The sequence below is a fragment of the Pseudomonas triticicola genome (assembly GCF_019145375.1).
Classification (GTDB): domain Bacteria; phylum Pseudomonadota; class Gammaproteobacteria; order Pseudomonadales; family Pseudomonadaceae; genus Aquipseudomonas; species Aquipseudomonas triticicola.
Genome location: NZ_JAHSTX010000001.1, coordinates 2,537,658 through 2,556,691, shown reverse-complemented (window position 1 = coordinate 2,556,691; position 19,034 = coordinate 2,537,658). Strand labels below are relative to the sequence as shown.

General features: G+C 61.1%; 13 protein-coding genes. 6 read left to right on the top strand and 7 right to left on the bottom strand.

Annotated elements, in window-relative coordinates; genetic code table 11:
• Positions 1-96: 96 nt before the first annotated feature.
• Complete coding sequence (locus tag KVG85_RS11300) at positions 97-1,116, top strand: quinone-dependent dihydroorotate dehydrogenase (RefSeq protein WP_071171588.1); 1,020 nt, start codon at positions 97-99, stop codon at positions 1,114-1,116.
• A 298-nt stretch (positions 1,117-1,414) separates the two neighbouring features.
• On the opposite strand, the gene rmf is transcribed toward KVG85_RS11300, so the two are convergent.
• Positions 1,415-1,630: a ribosome modulation factor gene (rmf, locus tag KVG85_RS11295; protein ID WP_003223300.1), complete on the bottom strand. Its 216-nt coding sequence runs from the start codon at positions 1,628-1,630 to the stop codon at positions 1,415-1,417.
• Positions 1,631-2,159: 529 nt separating this feature from the next.
• Between rmf and rlmKL the strand changes: the two genes are divergently transcribed.
• Positions 2,160-4,430 carry a bifunctional 23S rRNA (guanine(2069)-N(7))-methyltransferase RlmK/23S rRNA (guanine(2445)-N(2))-methyltransferase RlmL gene (rlmKL, locus tag KVG85_RS11290; RefSeq protein ID WP_024012311.1) on the top strand — a complete coding sequence of 757 codons (2,271 nt, stop codon included), beginning with the start codon at positions 2,160-2,162 and terminating at the stop codon, positions 4,428-4,430.
• Between the two features lie 144 nt (positions 4,431-4,574).
• Positions 4,575-6,959, top strand: a complete 2,385-nt coding sequence (locus KVG85_RS11285; RefSeq protein WP_217863902.1) for a sensor domain-containing diguanylate cyclase — start codon at positions 4,575-4,577, stop codon at positions 6,957-6,959.
• 159 nt (positions 6,960-7,118) lie between these two features.
• Here KVG85_RS11285 and dacB read toward each other — a convergent pair whose 3' ends face one another.
• Positions 7,119-8,579 (bottom strand): D-alanyl-D-alanine carboxypeptidase/D-alanyl-D-alanine endopeptidase, encoded by a 1,461-nt coding sequence (dacB, locus tag KVG85_RS11280; protein ID WP_024012313.1) that lies wholly within the window; start codon positions 8,577-8,579, stop codon positions 7,119-7,121.
• A 234-nt stretch (positions 8,580-8,813) separates the two neighbouring features.
• Here dacB and KVG85_RS11275 point away from each other — a divergent pair, with 234 nt between their 5' ends.
• On the top strand, positions 8,814-9,158 hold the full coding sequence (locus KVG85_RS11275) for a YggL family protein (RefSeq protein WP_016773843.1): 345 nt from the start codon (positions 8,814-8,816) through the stop codon (positions 9,156-9,158).
• Positions 9,159-9,401: 243 nt separating this feature from the next.
• Here KVG85_RS11275 and KVG85_RS11270 read toward each other — a convergent pair whose 3' ends face one another.
• Positions 9,402-10,592: a benzoate/H(+) symporter BenE family transporter gene (locus KVG85_RS11270; RefSeq protein ID WP_217863901.1), complete on the bottom strand. Its 1,191-nt coding sequence runs from the start codon at positions 10,590-10,592 to the stop codon at positions 9,402-9,404.
• Positions 10,593-10,950: 358 nt separating this feature from the next.
• On the opposite strand from KVG85_RS11270, the gene KVG85_RS11265 reads away from it, so the two are divergent.
• Positions 10,951-11,715 carry a GntR family transcriptional regulator gene (locus KVG85_RS11265; RefSeq protein WP_007918375.1) on the top strand — a complete coding sequence of 255 codons (765 nt, stop codon included), beginning with the start codon at positions 10,951-10,953 and terminating at the stop codon, positions 11,713-11,715.
• 250 nt (positions 11,716-11,965) lie between these two features.
• Here the strand turns inward: KVG85_RS11265 and guaD are convergent, their stop codons facing one another.
• The 4 genes from guaD to xdhA form a co-directional block, all read right to left on the bottom strand.
• Positions 11,966-13,270, bottom strand: a complete 1,305-nt coding sequence (gene guaD, locus KVG85_RS11260) for a guanine deaminase (RefSeq protein ID WP_217863900.1) — start codon at positions 13,268-13,270, stop codon at positions 11,966-11,968.
• 13 nt (positions 13,271-13,283) lie between these two features.
• Positions 13,284-14,141, bottom strand: coding sequence for a xanthine dehydrogenase accessory protein XdhC (gene xdhC, locus KVG85_RS11255; RefSeq protein WP_217863899.1), 858 nt, complete (start codon positions 14,139-14,141; stop codon positions 13,284-13,286).
• A 118-nt stretch (positions 14,142-14,259) separates the two neighbouring features.
• On the bottom strand, positions 14,260-16,659 hold the full coding sequence (xdhB, locus tag KVG85_RS11250) for a xanthine dehydrogenase molybdopterin binding subunit (RefSeq protein ID WP_217863898.1): 2,400 nt from the start codon (positions 16,657-16,659) through the stop codon (positions 14,260-14,262).
• Positions 16,652-18,106, bottom strand: a complete 1,455-nt coding sequence (gene xdhA, locus KVG85_RS11245; RefSeq protein ID WP_217863897.1) for a xanthine dehydrogenase small subunit — start codon at positions 18,104-18,106, stop codon at positions 16,652-16,654. Before xdhA ends, xdhB begins: the two co-directional genes overlap by 8 nt.
• A gap of 268 nt (positions 18,107-18,374) precedes the next feature.
• On the opposite strand from xdhA, the gene KVG85_RS11240 reads away from it, so the two are divergent.
• Entirely contained in the window at positions 18,375-19,034 is a 660-nt protein-coding gene (locus KVG85_RS11240; RefSeq protein ID WP_039763015.1) for a GntR family transcriptional regulator, read from the top strand.

Here is a 19,034-nt window from a genome sequence, read left to right as displayed (position 1 = left end):
TATGCCAGTCGCCTGATTCGCGCAGGCGCCTCGCGCCGGGGGACGATGCCCGGCTATAATCGCCGCCTCTTTTCGCCGCCCGAGTCATTGCCGCCCATGTACACCCTGGCCCGTCAGCTGTTGTTCAAACTTTCTCCGGAAACCTCCCACGATCTGTCGCTGGATCTGATCGGCGCGGGTGGACGTTTGGGCCTCAACGGCTTGCTGTGCAAGGCGCCGGCGAAAATGCCGGTGACCGTCATGGGGCTGGAGTTCCCGAACCCGGTGGGGCTGGCGGCAGGTCTGGACAAGAACGGCGCGGCCATCGACGGCTTTGCGCAACTGGGTTTCGGTTTTGTCGAAATCGGCACCGTGACCCCGCGTCCGCAGCCGGGTAACCCGAAACCACGGATCTTCCGCCTGCCGGAAGCCGAGGCGATCATCAACCGCATGGGCTTCAACAACCTCGGTGTGGATAACCTGCTGGCGCGGGTCGCTGCGGCAAAATACCAAGGCGTGCTGGGCATCAACATCGGCAAGAACTTCGATACCCCGGTCGAGCGTGCGGTCGACGATTACCTGATCTGCCTGGACAAGGTTTACGCCCACGCCAGCTACGTCACCGTCAACGTCAGCTCGCCAAACACCCCGGGCCTGCGCAGCCTGCAGTTCGGTGACTCGCTCAAGCAATTGCTCGCTGATCTGGCCACCCGTCGCGCCGAACTGGCCCTGCGTCACGGCAAGCATGTGCCGCTGGCGATCAAGATCGCGCCGGACATGACCGACGAAGAAACTGCGCAGGTTGCCCAGGCGTTGATCGAAACCGGCATGGACGCGGTCATCGCCACCAATACGACTTTGAGCCGTGTCGGTGTTGAAGGCATGGAGCATGGCGACGAGGCGGGCGGTCTGTCGGGTGCGCCGGTGCGTGAGAAGAGCACCCATACCGTGAAAGTGCTGGCGGGCGAATTGGCCGGGCGTTTGCCGATCATTGCCGCTGGCGGCATTACCGAGGGCAAGCACGCGGCAGAGAAAATCACTGCCGGTGCAAGCCTGGTGCAGATCTATTCGGGCTTCATCTACAAAGGCCCGGCGCTGATTCGTGAATCGGTGGATGCGATCGCTGCGTTGCGCTGAGGATTGCCGAGGCTTGTCGGAGCCTTTGTGGCGAGGGGATTTATCCCCGCTGGGCTGCCCAGCAGCCCCAAACCTTGCACATTGATATGCCGGGTAAATTGAAGTTCGGACTTCGCGACTGCTGCGCAGCCGAGCGGGGATAAATCCCCTCGCCACATGGATCTCTGTTAACCCTGTTTTCAGGCAATAAAAAGGGCTCCTCGAAGGAGCCCCTGGGCCGTAGCCCGCCGTCCGGGAAGGACGTGCGTGGTTAATTCATTGCAAATTCAGATTGTCGTGTCGGAATAAATGCCCTGTGTCAGCCGACGGCGTGAAGTTCGTTGAGTCTGTGGATTCCCGCAGTGCCGGTCATACCGTCCCAGTTGTCGCCGCGTCCTTCTCGCCAGCCGTTGATCCAGGCTTGACGTACCGACGGTAGAGTAAATGGGCAAAGCTCACGGGATTTGCCACCAACGCCATATTGATATCCGCGCAAAAATGCTCTTTCCAACGGATCACGCTTAAGTCTTCTCATAGGGTGTTTCCCTCACTTGTTGACTGTAGTGTCGCGTTGACCTCAATTGAGGTCTGGCAGAAATAACCTGCCATCGTGCGGCTCGCTGCCGGCGTGGCGAGCCAAGGTGTTGACGCCGTTGCGACGTCAACCTGTGCTCAGTTCTAACCAATGAGTCACACCGAGGGAATGATCGTTTTGTCATAAGCACGTAACGTAAAGGATGCTATGGCGATAAGTAACCGCGTATTTATTCAACGTTCAATGCACAAACCCCGGTATGATCGGCGCCCCGCTGAGTCAGCGGGTTAATCCTTTAGTGAGAATGACCCACGATTGCGCTTGGGTACTATTCGACGAAGGGTCGCTTTCAGTCTTTTTGTTGCACCAACTTTTTTATCTGTCCCGGCATCTAAGCTCTTTTAACCCGAGCAGCGGGGTGGAACGGCACACCTTCGTGCCACGCGGGCGCTCTTTCAGAAAAGCGCCTGATTGAAAACCGGGTCGGCAATGCGTTGCCGGCCCACTAGCCAAAGGCTCTGGAATTACCATGTCCGATCGTTTCGAACTCTTCCTCACTTGCCCCAAAGGCCTTGAAGGCCTGCTCATCGAGGAAGCCGTCGGGCTTGGCCTTGAAGAAGCGCGCGAGCACACCTCCGCCGTGCGTGGCATGGCGACCATGGAAACCGCCTATCGCCTGTGCCTCTGGTCGCGTCTGGCCAACCGTGTGTTGCTGGTGCTCAAGCGTTTCCCGATGAAGGACGCCGAAGACCTCTACCACGGCGTGCTCGACATCGACTGGCAGGATCACATGCTCAGCGACGGCACCCTGGCCGTCGAGTTCAGCGGCCACGGCTCGGGCATCGACAACACCCACTTCGGCGCGCTGAAAGTCAAAGACGCCATCGTCGACAAACTGCGCACGCCGCAGGGCGATCGTCCATCCATCGACAAACTCAACCCGGACCTGCGCATTCACCTGCGTCTGGATCGCGGCGAAGCGATTCTGTCCCTCGACCTCTCCGGCCACAGCCTGCACCAGCGCGGCTATCGCTTGCAGCAGGGCGCGGCGCCGCTGAAGGAAAACCTCGCCGCCGCCATCCTCATCCGTTCCGGCTGGCCGCGCATTGCCGCCGAAGGTGGCGCACTGGCTGACCCGATGTGCGGTGTCGGTACGTTCCTTGTCGAAGCCGGGATGATTGCCGCCGACATGGCGCCGAACCTGCGTCGCGAGCAGTGGGGTTTCACCGCGTGGCTCGGTCATGTGCCGGCACTGTGGAAAAAACTCCACGAAGAAGCCGTCGAGCGTGCCGCTGCCGGTCTGGCCAAGCCACCGCTGTGGATTCGCGGTTACGAAGCCGACCCACGATTGATTCAGCCGGGCCGCAACAACGTTGAGCGCGCCGGCCTCAGCGAGTGGATCAAGATCTACCAGGGCGAAGTGGCAACCTTCGAGCCGCGCCCGGATCAGAACCAGAAAGGTCTGGTCATCTGTAACCCGCCGTACGGCGAGCGTCTCGGTGACGAAGCCAGCCTGCTGTATCTCTACCAGAATCTGGGCGAGCGTCTGCGTCAGGCCTGCCTGAACTGGGAAGCGGCGGTGTTCACCGGCGCCCCGGATCTGGGCAAACGCATGGGTATCCGCAGCCATAAGCAGTATTCGTTCTGGAACGGCGCGCTGCCGTGCAAGCTGCTGCTGATCAAGGTTCTGCCCGATCAGTTCGTCACTGGCGAACGCCGCACTCCGGAACAGCGTCAGGCCGAGCGCGAGCAAGCGGCTTACGATCAGACCCCGGACGAGCCGCAAGAGCGCAAGTTCAACAAGAACGGCAACCCGATCAAGCCGACGCCAGCCCCGGCGCCAGTGATCGAGCAGCCGCGCCTGAGCGAAGGTGGGCAGATGTTTGCCAATCGCTTGCAGAAAAATCTCAAGGCGATGGGCAAGTGGGTCAAGCGCGAAGGCATCGATTGCTACCGCGTCTATGATGCCGACATGCCGGAATACGCGATGGCCATCGACCTGTACCACGACTGGGTGCACGTTCAGGAATACGCCGCGCCGAAATCCATCGACCCGGAAAAAGCCTCGGCGCGCATGTTCGATGCGCTGGCGGCCATTCCGCAAGCGTTGAACGTCGACAAGAACCGCGTGGTGGTCAAGCGCCGCGAGCGGCAGAGCGGCACCAAGCAGTACGAGCGTCAGGCGGCGCAGGGCAAGTTCGTCGAGGTCAATGAAGGTGGCGTGAAGTTGCTGGTCAACCTCACCGACTACCTCGATACCGGCCTGTTCCTCGATCACCGGCCGATGCGCATGCGCATTCAGAAAGAGGCGGCCGGCAAACGCTTCCTCAATCTGTTCTGCTACACCGCGACCGCCAGCGTGCACGCGGCCAAGGGCGGGGCGCGCAGCACCACCAGCGTCGACCTGTCGAAAACCTATCTGGACTGGGCGCGGCGCAACCTGTCGCTGAACGGCTTCTCGGACAAGAACCGTCTGGAGCAGGGCGATGTGATGGCGTGGCTGGAAAGCAGTCGCGACGAATACGACCTGATCTTCATCGACCCGCCGACGTTCTCCAACTCCAAGCGCATGGAAGGCATTTTCGATGTGCAGCGCGATCAGGTGCAGTTGATCGATCTGGCGATGGCGCGTCTGGCACCGGGTGGCGTGCTGTATTTCTCCAACAACTTCCGCAAGTTCCAGTTGGAGGAAAACCTCGCCGAGCGTTATGCGGTCGAGGAAATCAGTGCGCAGACCATTGATCCGGATTTCGCCCGCAATACCAAGATCCACCGCGCCTGGAAAATCACGGCTCGTTGACGCTTTCACTGGTTGGATCCACAGAGCGTTGATTTTTAACGGCTCGGTGGATCCAGCGGTGCTAGCTAAATTAGTGGCTAATAGCTATAACTCACACACCGCCAATGGGGTTTTCCCGCAAATCTGGCGGAGTGAGTCGTGCTTATGCCGTTGCACCCCGTGCGCCCGAAAATCCTCGGTTTCATCAGTGAAGACGTCTCAGCCTGGCTGGTCGCTTTGCTGGTGTTGCTTGCCGGCGGGATTCTCACCGGGCTGCTCGCGTGGGGCACTTTCAACCAGTTTCAGCAACAATCGCGTCAGCGCTTTCAACTGCTGGCCAACGAACGCTACAGCCGCATCGCCGAACGTTTTCAGGACCAGGAGCAACGTCTCGATGGTCTGCGGCGGTTCTTCGCCAACTCCGAATCGGTGTCCCGCGCCGAATTCGACGGTTACTCCCGCCCCTTGTTGCTGCGCACCCAGGCCTACACCTACGCCCCGAGAGTCGCTGGCGCCGATCGGGCCGCGTTCGAACAACGCGTGCGTGACGAAGGCCTGAGCGAGTTCACGATTCGCGAACTGGACGCCAAGGGCGAGCTGCAACTGGCGGCGCCGCGCGAGGAATACGTGCCGGTGCTCTACACGCAAACCCAAAGCCGACTGGCGCCACCGCTGGGCTACGACTTGCTCGCCCAACCCTTGCGCCGCGAAACCCTGCAACGCGCCGACCAGCTCGGCAGCATGGCGGTGTCGCAACCGATGCATCTGGTCGGGATCGAGCCGTCGTATGCGCGTGGTGTGCTGCTGCTGGCGCCGGTCAGTCGCGCTGGAGAGTCGCAGCCATTCGGCTATGTGATGGCGGTGATCAGCATGCGCCAGTTGCTCGCCGACGGACTGCCCGATGCCCTGCACGATTACCTGTCGGTGCGCATTCTCGACCTGTCGACCCAGGATCAGCACGAAGCGCTGTTCGAATCGAGCAACGAGGCGGTGCCCGGCGATCTGGCGGCGACGCGTTTGCTGCGCATGGCCGATCACGACTATCAGGTCGATATCCTGCCGAGCGAAGCGTTCATGCAGGCCAACCATTCGTCGGTGGGCAGCGTGATCATTCTGGGCGGCTTGCTCAGCGCACTGCTCAGCGCCTTGCTTTACGTGCTGGTCAGCCAGCGCCAGCGCGCGGTGCGGCTGGTCGAGGTGCGCACCCAGGAATTGCACGAGCGCGAGCAGGAACTGCGCGGCACCCACGGTCAGTTGCGCGGCGTGCTGAATGCCGCCACTCAGGTCGCGATCATCGCCACAGATCTGCGCGGGGTGATCAACACCTTCAACCCCGGCGCCGAGCAGATGCTCGGCTACAGCAGCGCCGAAGTGGTCGGGCGGATGACCCTGGAGAACCTGCATTTGCCCCGGGAATTGGCGGCGCGTTCGGCAGAGTTGAGTGCGCGCTACGGCAAAAGTATTCCGACTTGCCACGCGATGCTGGTCGAGGGCGGCGAAGTCGGCGGCCATGAAGCGCGCGAGTGGACGCTGGTGCGCAGCGATGGCAGTCACCTGCCGGTGAACATGCTCGCCACCCCGGTGCTTGACGAGCAAGGCCTGTGGGTCGGTCATCTGGCGATCTGCATCGACATCACCGAGCGCAAACGCGTGCACGAAGTGCTGGCAGCACGTGACACATTGCTGAAGAAGCTCAGCGCCCATGTTCCCGGTGGCATCTACCAATTCAAGATGGAATTCGACGGACGCTTCAGCGTGATCTACGCCAGCGATGGTATCCGCGAAATCTACGAGCTGGAGCCGGATGTGCTGCTGCTCGACTCCGAGGCGATCTTCAGTCGTATCCACCCGCAGGATGCGATTCGCGTGCGCAGCTCGATCCGCGAATCGGCGGAAAACCTCAGCCCCTGGCGCGAGGAGTACCGCGTGCAACTGCCCGAGCGCGGTCTGCGCTGGGTGCGCGGCGAGGCGACACCGGAAGAGCTGCCGGGCGGCGGAGTGCTGTGGCACGGTTATATCTCGGATATCTCCGATCTCAAGCGCGTGGAAGAAGAATTGCGCGCGTTGTCGATCACCGACTCGCTGACCGGCATTCACAACCGCCGCTATTTCCAGGAACGCCTGACCACCGAAATGGCCCGGGTCGAGCGTGGCGGCGGTGAGTTGTCGGTGATCATGCTCGACATCGACCACTTCAAACGCATCAACGATCAGTTCGGCCACGCCGTCGGCGACCGCGTGCTGCAGGCAGTCTGCGAGCGGATCGGCCATCGCCTGCGCCGCACCGACGTGTTCTGTCGGTTGGGCGGCGAAGAGTTCATGGTGCTGTGCCCGGACATTGACGGTGAACACGCCTATATGCTGGCGATGGAGTTGTGGGAAGGTTTGCGTAGCGCGCCGGTGGACGTGGTCGGCGTGGTCACCGCGAGTTTCGGCATCGCCAGCTGGCGCCCGGGGGAGGGCGCGGATGCGTTGTTGCTGCGCGCTGATTCAGGGGTTTACGCGGCGAAGCAGAATGGCCGGGATCGGGTTGAGCGGGAGATGAGCTGATTCCAACCTGACACCTGACCCTGTGGGGCAGAGGGGACCTGGCGCTGATTTTCTGTGGGAGCGAGCCTGCTCGCGAAAGCGGTGTGACAGTCACTGAACATGCTGCCTGAACTGACGCCTTCGCGAGCAGGCTCGCTCCCACAAATGAATCTGCCGCGCTTACAGCACCGAAGCGGTCTGCGGCAGTTTCGGCTGTTTGTACAGATCCAGCAGCACCTGATCGAGCACCGACGAGGCGCCGAACGGGGCCTTGTCGTTGAGGATCGCTACCACCGCCCAGGTATTGCCATTCACATCACGGCTGAAACCGGCGATCGCGCGCACGGTATTCAGGGTGCCGGTCTTGACATGCGCCTCACCGCGCATCGCCGTGGTTTTGAGACGTTTGCGCATGGTGCCGTCGGTGCCGGCAATCGGCAGCGAGCTGATGTACTCGGCGGCGTACGGGCTGTGCCAGGCGGCTTGCAGCATGTTGGCCATCTCACGCGCGCTGACCCGCTCGGCCCGCGACAGACCAGAGCCGTTTTCCATCACCAGATGCGGCGCGGTGATGCCTTTCTTCGCCAGCCACTGCCGCACCACGCGCTGCGCAGCCCGGGCGTCGTCACCATCGGCATCGTTGCGGAAACGCTGGCCAAGACTGAGGAACAGCTGCTGGGCCATGGTGTTGTTACTGTATTTGTTGATGTCGCGGATGATCTCGGCCAGATCCGGCGAGTACGCGCGGGCGAGCAGTTTGGCGCCGCTCGGCGTCGGTGCCAGACGATCCTTGCCCTGAATGCTGCCACCCAGCTCCTTCCAGATCGCCCGCACGGCGCCGGCGGTGTAGGTCGCATGGTCGAGCAGCGACAGGTAAGTCTGCGAGCTGCAGCCTTCGCCCAACTGGCCGCCGACGGTCACGGTCACGCTGCCATCGGCCTGCGGCACCGGGTTGTAGCGCACGCCGCCGGTGCATTGCTTGGACGGCAGCGCCTTGACGGTGTTTTCGATGCGGATGCTGGCAATCGGCGGCTCAACCGAAATCAGTACGCGGCCACCGTCATTGCGCGCAACAAAGCGCAGGGCCTTGAGGTTGACCAGCAATGAGTCGGGTTTGACCAGGAACGGCTTGTTGTCGTCGTTACCGTCATCGTTGAATTCCGGCAGTTGCGGCTGCACGAAGAAGTTGCGGTCGAGGATCAGGTCGCCGGTGATCTGGGTCACGCCGTTGGCGCGCAGGTCGCGCATCAGCAGCCAGAGTTTTTCCATGTTCAGCTTCGGGTCACCGCCGCCCTTGAGGTAGAGGTTGCCGTTGAGAATGCCGCCGCTCAGATCGCCGTCGGTATAGAACTCGGTTTTCCACTGATGGTTGGGGCCGAGCATTTCCAGCGCCGCGTAAGTGGTGACCAGTTTCATTGTCGAGGCCGGGTTGACCGAGACGTCGGCATTGAACACGGTCGGCGTGCCCGGACCGTCAAGCGGCACCATCACCAGCGACAGCGCGGTGGGCTGCAGCTTGCTGGCCTTGAGGGCTTTTTCGACGTTCGGGGTGAGGGAAGTGTTGATGGTGGCAGCGGAGACAGGCAGGGCCAGAGGCAGAAGAAGGCCGGCGAGAAACAGTGGACGCAACGATTTGATCATATGCAATAAAACCCTGCAAAAGAGGGGAAAAAAGACGAGGACATGGATGAAAAGGCCCTCAGTGGTCATGAAAGTGTCGGCATTATGCCCCAAGCTTTAACAGCTTGTGCCGTGTCAGGCCCGGCCAATCGCTTATTTTTTTACAGGCGGTCGGCCGCAGCGACCAGAGAGTCGGGCAATCGCCGGCTTAAACTGGTAAAGTGCCGGCCGTTATTACTTAAGAGGATTGTTCCAATGGCGACTAACCGTTCCCAGCGTCTGCGCAAAAAACTGTGCGTTGATGAATTTCAAGAGCTGGGTTTCGAACTGAACCTGGACTTCAAAGAAGACTTGTCCGAAGAAGCCATTGACGCTTTCCTCGAAGCATTCATCAAAGAAGCCATGGAAGCCAACGGTCTGGGTTATGTTGGCGGCGACGACTTCGGTCTGGTGTGCCTGCAGAAGCGTGGCTCGGTCAACGAAGAGCAGCGCGCTGCCGTTGAAGCCTGGCTGAAAAACCGCTCCGAGCTGACCAAGTACGAAGTCAGTCCGCTGCTGGACGTGTGGTATCCGGAAAAGCCGATCAACGCGGCTAAGTGATACTGAAAAAAACGGCGACCTGAGGGTCGCCGTTTTTTTTCGTCCGGTGTTTGGGTGGTACGGCTTGGGTTTGGTGGTGGACTCGCCCCTCACCCCAGCCCTCTCCCGAGGGAGAGGGAGCCGATTGTTGGGCTTTTCAGGATTCGAGTTCGACTCGGTATCCCATGTCGGCGCACCTCTTCCAAAACACCACGGTCGGTTCCCTCTCCCTCTGGGAGAGGGCTAGGGTGAGGGCTTTTGATCTTAAGCTCTGCGCCAATTCAAAATCACTAGCGTCAAAACCCCCGCAACAATCCCCCAAAACGCCGAACCAATGGAAAACAGCGTCAACCCCGACGCCGTGACCATAAACGTGATCAACGCCGCTTCCCGTTCCTTCACCTCGTTCATGGCGATGCTCAAGCCATTGATGATCGAGCCGAACAGCGCCAGCGCGGCAATCGACAGCACCAGTTCTTTCGGCAACGCCGCAAACAATGCCGCCAACGTCGCGCCGAACACCCCGGCAATGCCGTAGAACACCCCGCACCACACCGCTGCGGTGTAGCGCTTGTTGCGATCTTCGTGGGCATGCGGGCCGGTGCAGATCGCTGCGCTGATCGCCGCGAGGTTGATGCCGTGGGAGCCGAACGACGCCAGCAGCAGCGAGGCGATGCCGGTGGTGGTGATCAGTGGCGAGGCCGGGACGTTATAGCCATCGGCGCGCAGCACGGCGATGCCGGGCATGTTCTGCGAGGTCATCGCCACCACGAACAGCGGAATGCCGATGCTGATGGTCGCCGCCAGTGAAAAGTGCGGGGTGGTCCACACCGGGGTGGCCACTTCCAGATGAAAGGCGCTGAAATCAAGCAGCCCCATGAAGCCCGACAGCGCGGTGCCGATCAGCAGCGCCGCGAGCACGGCATAGCGTGGCGACAGGCGCTTGACCAGCAGATAGGTGAAGAACATCCCCAGCACCAGCCCGGTACGGTGTTGCGCGGCGACGAAGATTTCGCTGCCGATCTTGAACAGGATCCCTGCCAGTAAGGCCGCCGCCAGAGAGGCCGGGATCTTTTTTACCAGCCGTTCGAAGCTGCCGGTCAGGCCGCAGATCGTCACCAGCACCGCGCAGGTGACATAGGCGCCGATTGCCTCGCCATAACTGACACCGCCCAGGCTGGTGATCAGCAACGCCGCGCCGGGTGTCGACCAGGCAATGGTGATCGGTGTGCGATAGCGTAGCGACAGGCCGATCGAGCACACCGCCATGCCAATCGAAATCGCCCAGATCCACGAGGAAATCTGCCCGCTGCTCAGGCCGGCCGCTTGCCCGGCCTGGAACATCAGCACCAGCGAACTGGTGTAACCGGTCATCATCGCGATGAAGCCGGCGACGATGGCGGAAGGCGATGTGTCGGCCAGAGGGCGCAAGCGGGCGTGGGTGGCGTCGGTCATGACGGCGATGTTCCTTATAGCAATGGAGATGTCCGCCACAACACAGAACCTCTGTGGGAGCGAGCCTGCTCGCGAAAGCGGTAGGTCAGTCAACATTCATAGTGAATGTAAAATGGCTTTCGCGAGCAGGCTCGCTCCCACGGGGGATTGCGGTCATGCAGCGGATTCTGCGATCAAGCCTAAACTCAAACGTAACTCACCGTTGCAATACAGCCGCAGGCGCAAACAGCCGTACAGTCGTGTTGCCACCATTCATTGTGTACAATCGCGCTGTTTTTTACGCGATACTTGCCAGCGACCTACTGTGCCGTATTACAGTCACGGTCTATTCGCCGCAGTTTTCCCGACTCGAGTGCCCATGAACGAACAGTTGCAACCCCTCAAGAAACAACCGCGAGCAGGCAAAGCCGGCCGCAGCGGAACCCAGGACGATATTGTCTACGCGCATATCTTCGAGGCCATCCTCGAACAGCGTCTGGCGCCCGGTACCAAGTTGAGCGAAGAAGCGCTGGGGGAAATCTTCGGGGTCAGCCGCACCATCATTCGTCGCGCGCTGTCGCGTCTGGCCCATGAAGGCGTGGTGCTGTTGCGGCCCAATCGTGGTGCCGTGGTCGCCAGCCCGAGCGTTGAAGAGGCGCGTCAGGTGTTTCTCGCCCGGCGTCTGGTCGAGCGGGCGATCACTGAACTGGCGGTGCAACATGCCACTGCCGAGCAGATCGCCGAACTGCGGCAGATGGTCAACGACGAGCGCGACAGCTTCTCCCGTGGCGATCGTGGTGCCGGTATTCGTCTGTCGGGCGAATTCCACCTGAAGCTGGCCGAAGCGGCAATGAACGCACCGTTGATCAGCTTCCAGCGCAGCCTGGTGTCGCAGACCTCGCTGATCATCGCCCAGTACGAAAGCGGCAACCGCTCGCATTGTTCGTACGACGAACACACGCAGTTGATCGACGCCATTGAAAAGCGCGACGGCGAACTGGCGGTGAACCTGATGATGCATCACATGGATCACATCGACAGCAAGCTCAACCTCGACGAGGAAGGCGCGTCGGATGATCTGCATGCGGTGTTCTCGCATTTGTTGCAGACCAAGAAGCCGGGGCGTCCAGCGGCCAAGCTCTAAGCTGAAACCGAGTCGCGGCTTTCGCGAGCAGGCTCGCTCCCACAGGGCAATGCATTTTCAAAGGTGGGAGCGAGCCTGCTCGCGAAGACAATCTGACCGGCAACAAAAATCCCACGGGTAAACACCACCGGGGATGATCGTTCCCACGCTCCGCGTGGGAATGCCTCTAGGGACGCTCCGCGTCCAGTGACGCGGAGCGTCACGGGCTGCATTCCCACGCAGAGCGTGGGAACGATCAGTGCAGGAAAACCTAGCGCTGATGCACCAGCGCCCCCGCTGCATACGTCTGCGCCACGGTGCGGTCATCGCCCAGGGTCATCAGCACAAACAACGTCTCGGCGATGTTATTCGACTGTTTCAAGCGGTAGCTCAGCAGCGGCGTGGCGTTGTAATCCAGTACCAGGAAGTCGGCATCGGAACCCGGTTGCAGGTTACCGATCCTGTCTTCCAGGCGCAGCGCCCGCGCACCACCCAAGGTCGCCAGATACAACGATTTGAACGGACTCAGGCGCGCGCCTTGCAGTTGCATCACCTTGTACGCTTCGTTCAGCGTCTGCAGCAGCGAGAAACTGGTACCGCCGCCGACGTCGGTGCCAAGGCCGACATTGAGCTTGTGTTTCTCGGCCATCGGCAGGTTGAACAGGCCGCTGCCGAGGAACAGGTTCGAGGTCGGGCAGAACGAGATCGCCGAGCCGGTTTCCGCCAGTCGCGCGCATTCTTCGTCACACAGGTGCACGCCGTGGGCGAATACCGAGCGTTCGCCGAGCAATTGGTAATGATCGTAGACGTCGAGGTAGCCCTTGCGCTCCGGGAACAGCTCCTTGACCCACTCGATCTCCTTGAGGTTCTCGCTGATGTGGGTCTGCATGTACAGATCCGGATATTCCGTCAGCAATTGCCCGGCCAGGGTCAGTTGTTCCGGGGTGCTGGTGGGGGCGAAGCGCGGCGTCACCGCATAGTGCAAACGGCCCTTGCCGTGCCAGCGCTCGATCAGCGCCTTGCTGTCGACGTAGCTGGATTCGGCGGTATCGACCAGATAGTTCGGGGCATTGCGGTCCATCATGACCTTGCCGGCGATCATGCGCAGATCGAGCTTTTCCGCCGCTTCGAAAAACGAATTGACTGACTGCGGATGCACGCTGCCGAACACCAGCGCCGTGGTGGTGCCGTTGCGCAGCAGTTCCTTGATGAAAATATCGGCCACTTCGTCGGCGTGAGCCTTATCACCAAACTGGCTTTCGCAGGGAAAGGTGTAGGTGTTCAGCCAGTCGAGCAGTTGCTCGCCGTAGGAGCCGACCATGCCGGTCTGCGGCAGGTGAATGTGCGTGTCGATGAAGCCCGGGGTGATCAGCGCATCCTGATAATGGTTGATCTCGATATCCGCCGGCAGGGTCGGCAGCAGTTCGCTGGCGTGGCCGAGGGCGCTGATCTTGCCATCGTCGATCACCAGCAGGCCATCCTCGAAATATTCATAGGAGGCTTCGATGCCGACTTCGGCAGGGTCGGCAATGCTGTGCAGAATGGCGGCGCGGTAGGCTTTGCGAGTCAGAGGCATGAGGGTTCTCTAATCAGTTTGAGGCTTTGAGTTTGGCGGACTGGCTGCGGCGCGAGGCGGGCAGCAATCGGGCAATCGGTTCGGCGCGGGCGCTGTGCTGGCCGAAATTGGCGTTGTAAGTGGCGATGATTTCGCCGGCGATGGAGATGGCGATTTCCACAGGCAGTTTGCCTTTGACTTCGCCGATGCCCATCGGGCAGCGCATGCGCTGCACCACGCTCGGGTCGAAACCACGATCACGCAGACGGTGTTCGAATTTGGCGCGTTTGGTTTTCGAGCCGATCAGGCCGAACCAAGTGAAATCGTTACGCTTGAGAATCGCCGCGGTCAGTTCCAGATCGAGCTGATGGTTGTGGGTCATGACGATGCAGTAGCTGCCGGCAGGCAGGTCGTCGACTTCATCTACCGGCTCTTCGCTGACGATTTTACGCACGCCGTTAGGGACGTGTTCAGGGAACTCGGCCTCGCGCGAATCGATCCAGCGCACCCGGCAGGGCAGGCTGGCCAGCAGCGGCACGAGGGCGCGACCGACATGGCCGGCACCGAACACGGCAATCTGTGCCTGCACCCGGCCCATCGGTTCGAACAGCAACACCGTGGCGCCGCCGCAACACTGGCCGAGGCTGGCACCGAGGCTGAAGCGCTCCAGATGGGTGTCCTGCTTACCGCTGGCGAGCATCTCGCGGGCGATCTGCATGGCTTTGAATTCCAGATGCCCGCCACCGATGGTGTCGAACAGGCGGTCGGCACTGACGACCATTTTCGAACCGGCATTGCGTGGCGTCGAGCCAAGTTCTTCGATGATCGTCACCAGCACACAGGGCTCGCCCTGATTCTGCAGGTCGGCGAGGGCGTCGATCCAGTTGTACATGTTCACCTCGACATCTTCGTTGTCTGTGCCGGCCTCTTCGCGAGCAGGCTCGCTCCCACATTGGCAATGCATTCCAAATGTGGGAGCGAGCCTGCTCGCGAATGGCCGCGCCTCGGTCCTAGAGCGGAGCCAGCTCGGTTTCAGCTTCGACAGCCTTCACCGCTTTGAGCTGGCGCATCTGCTCGCAGCCCCACAACACCCGCTCCGGCGTGGCTGGCGCATCGATTTTCGGCTGATGCTGATAATCGCCGAGGCTCGCCACCGCGTCCTTGATCGCGCACCACGCGGCGATGCCGAGCATGAACGGCGGTTCACCGACGGCTTTGGAATGGAACACCGTGTCTTCCGGGTTCTTGCGGTTTTCCACCAGTTTCACCCGCAGATCCAGCGGCATGTCCGCCACCGCCGGGATCTTGTAGCTGGCCGGGCCGTTGGTCATCAGCTTGCCCTTGTTGTTCCAGACCAGCTCTTCCATGGTCAGCCAGCCCATGCCCTGGACGAAACCGCCCTCGACCTGACCGATGTCGATCGACGGGTTCAGCGAGGCGCCGACGTCGTGCAGGATGTCGGTGCGCAGCATCTTGTACTCGCCGGTCAGGGTGTCGACGATCACTTCGCAGCAGGCTGCGCCGAAAGCGAAGTAATAGAACGGACGCCCACGGGCCTGACTGCGGTCGTAATAGATTTTCGGGGTCTTGTAGAAGCCAGTGCTCGACAGCGAGACCTGATTGAAATACGCCTGTTGGATCAGCGCTTCGAAGGTCAGAATCTGCTCGCGCACCCGCACGTGGCCGTTGCGGAATTCGACGTCTTCTTCGCTGACCTTGTAGTGCCGCGCGGCGAATTCGACCAGGCGTTGCTTGATGGTCTGTGCTGCGTTCTGCGCGGCTTTGCCGTTCAGGTCGGCGCCGCTGGAGGCAGCGGTCGGAGAGGTGTTCGGCACTTTGTCGGTGTTGGTCGCGGTGATCTGCACACGGTCGATTTCGACCTGGAACACTTCCGCCACGACCTGAGCGACTTTGGTATTCAGGCCCTGGCCCATTTCCGTACCGCCGTGGTTCAGGTGGATGCTGCCGTCGGTGTAGATGTGGATCAGCGCACCGGCCTGATTGAGGAAACTGGCGGTGAAGGAAATGCCGAATTTCACCGGGGTCAGCGCCAGGCCTTTTTTCAGGATCGGGCTGTTGGCGTTGTAGCGACGGATCGCTTCGCGGCGCTCGGTGTACTGGCTGCTTTCTTCCAGTTCGGCGGTCATCTCTTCGAGCATGTTGTGCTCGACGGTCTGGTAGTAGTGGGTGACGTTGCGCTCGGTCTTGCCGTAGTAGTTGGCCTTGCGCACCGCCAGCGGGTCGAGCTTCAAGTGCCGGGCAATCGCGTCCATCACTTCCTCGATGGCGACCATGCCTTGCGGGCCACCGAAACCACGATAAGCGGTGTTCGAGGCGGTGTTGGTCTTGCAACGGTGACCGTTGATGGTCGCATCGCCGAGGTAGTAGGAGTTGTCCGAGTGGAACATCGCCCGGTCAACGATCGACGCGGACAGGTCCGGCGAGCAGCCGCAGTTGCCGGCCAGCTCCATGTTGATCCCGTGCAGACGGCCGCTGCTGTCGAAACCGACGTCGTACTCAACGTAGAACGGGTGGCGCTTGCCGGTCATCAGCATGTCTTCGACGCGCGGCAGGCGCATCTTGGTCGGTTGGCCGGTGAGGTGCGCGACCACCGCGCACAGGCACGCCGGGCTCGCGGCCTGGGTTTCCTTGCCACCGAAACCACCACCCATGCGGCGCATGTCGACAACGATCTTGTTCATCGACACGTCGAGCACTTCGGCGACCAGTTTCTGCACTTCGGTCGGGTTCTGCGTCGAGCAGTAGACGATCATGCCGCCGTCTTCAGTGGGCATCACCGAGGAGATTTGTGTCTCCAGATAGAAGTGCTCCTGGCCGCCGATGTGCAGCGTGCCCTGAATACGGTGTTCAGCCGTGGCCAGTGCAGAGGCCGAGTCGCCGCGCTGGTGGGTGTGGCTGTCGAGCACGAAATGGCGCTTGCGCAGGGCTTCGACGACGTCGAGCACCGGTTCCAGATCTTCGTATTCGATGATCGCCGCCATTGCTGCCTTGCGCGCGGTTTCCAGGTCTTTCGCCGCTACCGCCAGCACCGGTTGGCCGACGAACTGCACATCATCGATGGCCAGCAGCGGATCGCCCGGCATCAGCGGGCCGATGTCTTTCAGGCCCGGCACGTCTTCGTGGGTGATGACGATGCGCACGCCTTCGAAGGCGTAGCACGGCGACGTGTCGATGCTGAGAATTTTCGCGTGGGCGCGGTCCGACAGGCGTGCATACAGGTGCAATTGGTTGGGGAATTCCAGGCGATCATCGATGTACTGCGCTTCACCGGACACATGCTTGGCGGCGCTGTCGTGCTTGACGCTGCGACCGACACCGGTGGTCAGATCCTTGGCGAACAATTCGGCCAATTCAGCCTGGGTCTTCTCTACGGCGTGATGATTAGACATAAGCGGTCACCCGAGTCTCGATGTGCGGTGTTTGCAGTTCGATGAAGTATTTGCGTAGCAGGTTCTGCGCGCTGAGCAGGCGATATTCCTTGCTGGCGCGGAAGTCCGAGAGCGGCGTGAAGTCTTCGGCCAGCGCGGCGCAGGCGCGCTCGATCACGGCGTTGTTGAACGGCGCGCCTTGCAGCACGGCTTCGCAGTGCGCAGCGCGTTTCGGAATCGCCGCCATGCCGCCGAAGGCCAACCGGGCGTCGGCGATCACGCCATTTTCCACGCGCAGATTGAAGGCAGCGCAGACGGCGGAGATGTCATCATCCAGGCGCTTCGACACTTTATAGGCACGGAACAACTGCTCGGCGCTGGCGCGCGGGACGATGATTTTTTCGATGAACTCGCTTTCCTGGCGCGCGGTGACGCGGTAGTCGATGAAGTAATCTTCCAGGTTCAGCGTGCGGCGGGTTTCGCCTTTGCACAGCACGATCTGCGCGCCGAGGGCGATCAGCAGCGGTGGCGAGTCACCGATCGGCGAGGCGTTGCCGATGTTGCCGCCGAGGGTGCCTTGATTGCGGATCTGCAACGAGGCGAAGCGGTGCAGCAGTTCGCCGAAGTCCGGGTACTCGGCATTCAAGGCCTCGTAGCAGTCGGAGAGGGCGGTGGCGGCGCCGATTTCGATGCGGTCATCGAAGGTTTCGATGCACTTCATTTCGGCGACGTTGCCGACGTAGATCATCACCGGCAGGGTGCGGTGGAACTGGGTGACTTCCAGCGCCAGATCGGTGCCGCCGGCGAGCAGCCGCGCTTGTGGATAAGCGTCGTAGAGATCGGCCAGGTCAGCGACGGTCAGCGGCACCAGGCAGCGCTTGTCGCCGCTGTTGAGTTCGCCGATATCGGTCGGCGCGATGGCCTTGAGGCGGGCAATGGTCTCGGCTTCGCGGGCGTCGAACTGATCCGCAGGCTTGGCGCAGCAGGATTGTTCGGCAGCGGCGAGAATAGGGCGGTAGCCAGTGCAGCGGCAGAGGTTGCCAGCCAGCGCTTCGTGAGCCTTGGCCTGATCCGGCGCATCGCTGTTCTTTTGCAGGGCGAACAACGACATGACGAAACCGGGGGTGCAGAAGCCGCACTGCGAACCGTGGCACTCGACCATGGCTTTCTGCACGCTGTGCAGTTCGCCTTTGTGCTTGAGGTCTTCAACGCTGATCAGTTGTTTGCCGTGCAAGGACGAGACGAAAGTCAGGCACGAGTTGAGGCTGCGATAGCGAATATGTTCACGCCCCGTGTCATCGGTCTGCAACTCGCCAACCACCACGGTGCAGGCGCCGCAGTCACCGCTGGCGCAACCTTCTTTGGTGCCGGGCTTGCCCACATGTTCACGCAGGTAATTGAGCACAGTCAGATTCGGGTCCAGGGCGTGCTCGCTACGGAGTTCCTGGTTAAGTAAAAACTGGATCACGGAAGGCCTCGCAGACTCATTATTGTTGTTAACCGACGTGAACCGAATTTAGCAGGTCTGACTTTTCGGTCAATGGTTTTCTGACTTAAAGGTCAGGAAAATCCGATTCGTCGATCAACAGCGTGTCTATTCAGTATTGACCTTCATCGGTCACTGCGCTTTTTTGCGGGATTCGTGCCAAAAACCGCTGAGTGGGCACTCCGCCATGACCGCGCATTTGCGCTACACTGCGCCGCTTGTGCAGATCGATAGAGTTTGAAGGACAACCATGACGTTCAAGGCGCCGGACAGCCTCGCCGAGCAAATCGCTCACCACCTCGCCGAACGCATCATTCGTGGCGAAATGAAGCCGGGAGAGCGCATCCAGGAACAGAAGGTCACGCTGGCGCTCAACGTCAGCCGCGGTTCGGTCCGCGAAGCCTTGCTGATCCTCGAGCGCCGTCACCTGATCGCGATCCTGCCGCGTCGTGGCGCCCACGTTACCGAGCTGACGCCGCACAAGGTGCAGAGCCTGTGCACGCTGATGAGCGAGTTGTACATCCTGCTCGGCAATTCGGTGGCCAATGGCTGGCAGGTGCAGTCGGACATGGCGCCGTTCGTGCAGATCCAGCAGCGCCTGACCGCCAATTACGAACGCGGCGATATCCGCAGCTTCGTCGATGACAGCTTCGCGGTGATGCGCGCCGCCTATCCGTTTGCCAACAATCCGTACCTGCAAGAAACCGTCGAGAACCTCCAGCCGGCGATGAGCCGCGCGTATTTCCTTGCTCTCGAACAGCGCAAGGCGGAAATGAGCGAATTCCTGGAACTGTTCGAACGCTTGCTCGCCGCCGTACTCGCCCGTGATTTGCCGCAGATCCGCATCGTGCTCACGGCGTATGCCCAGCGCAGCTGCGATCTGGTGGTGTCTGCGCTGACGGTTGCCTGA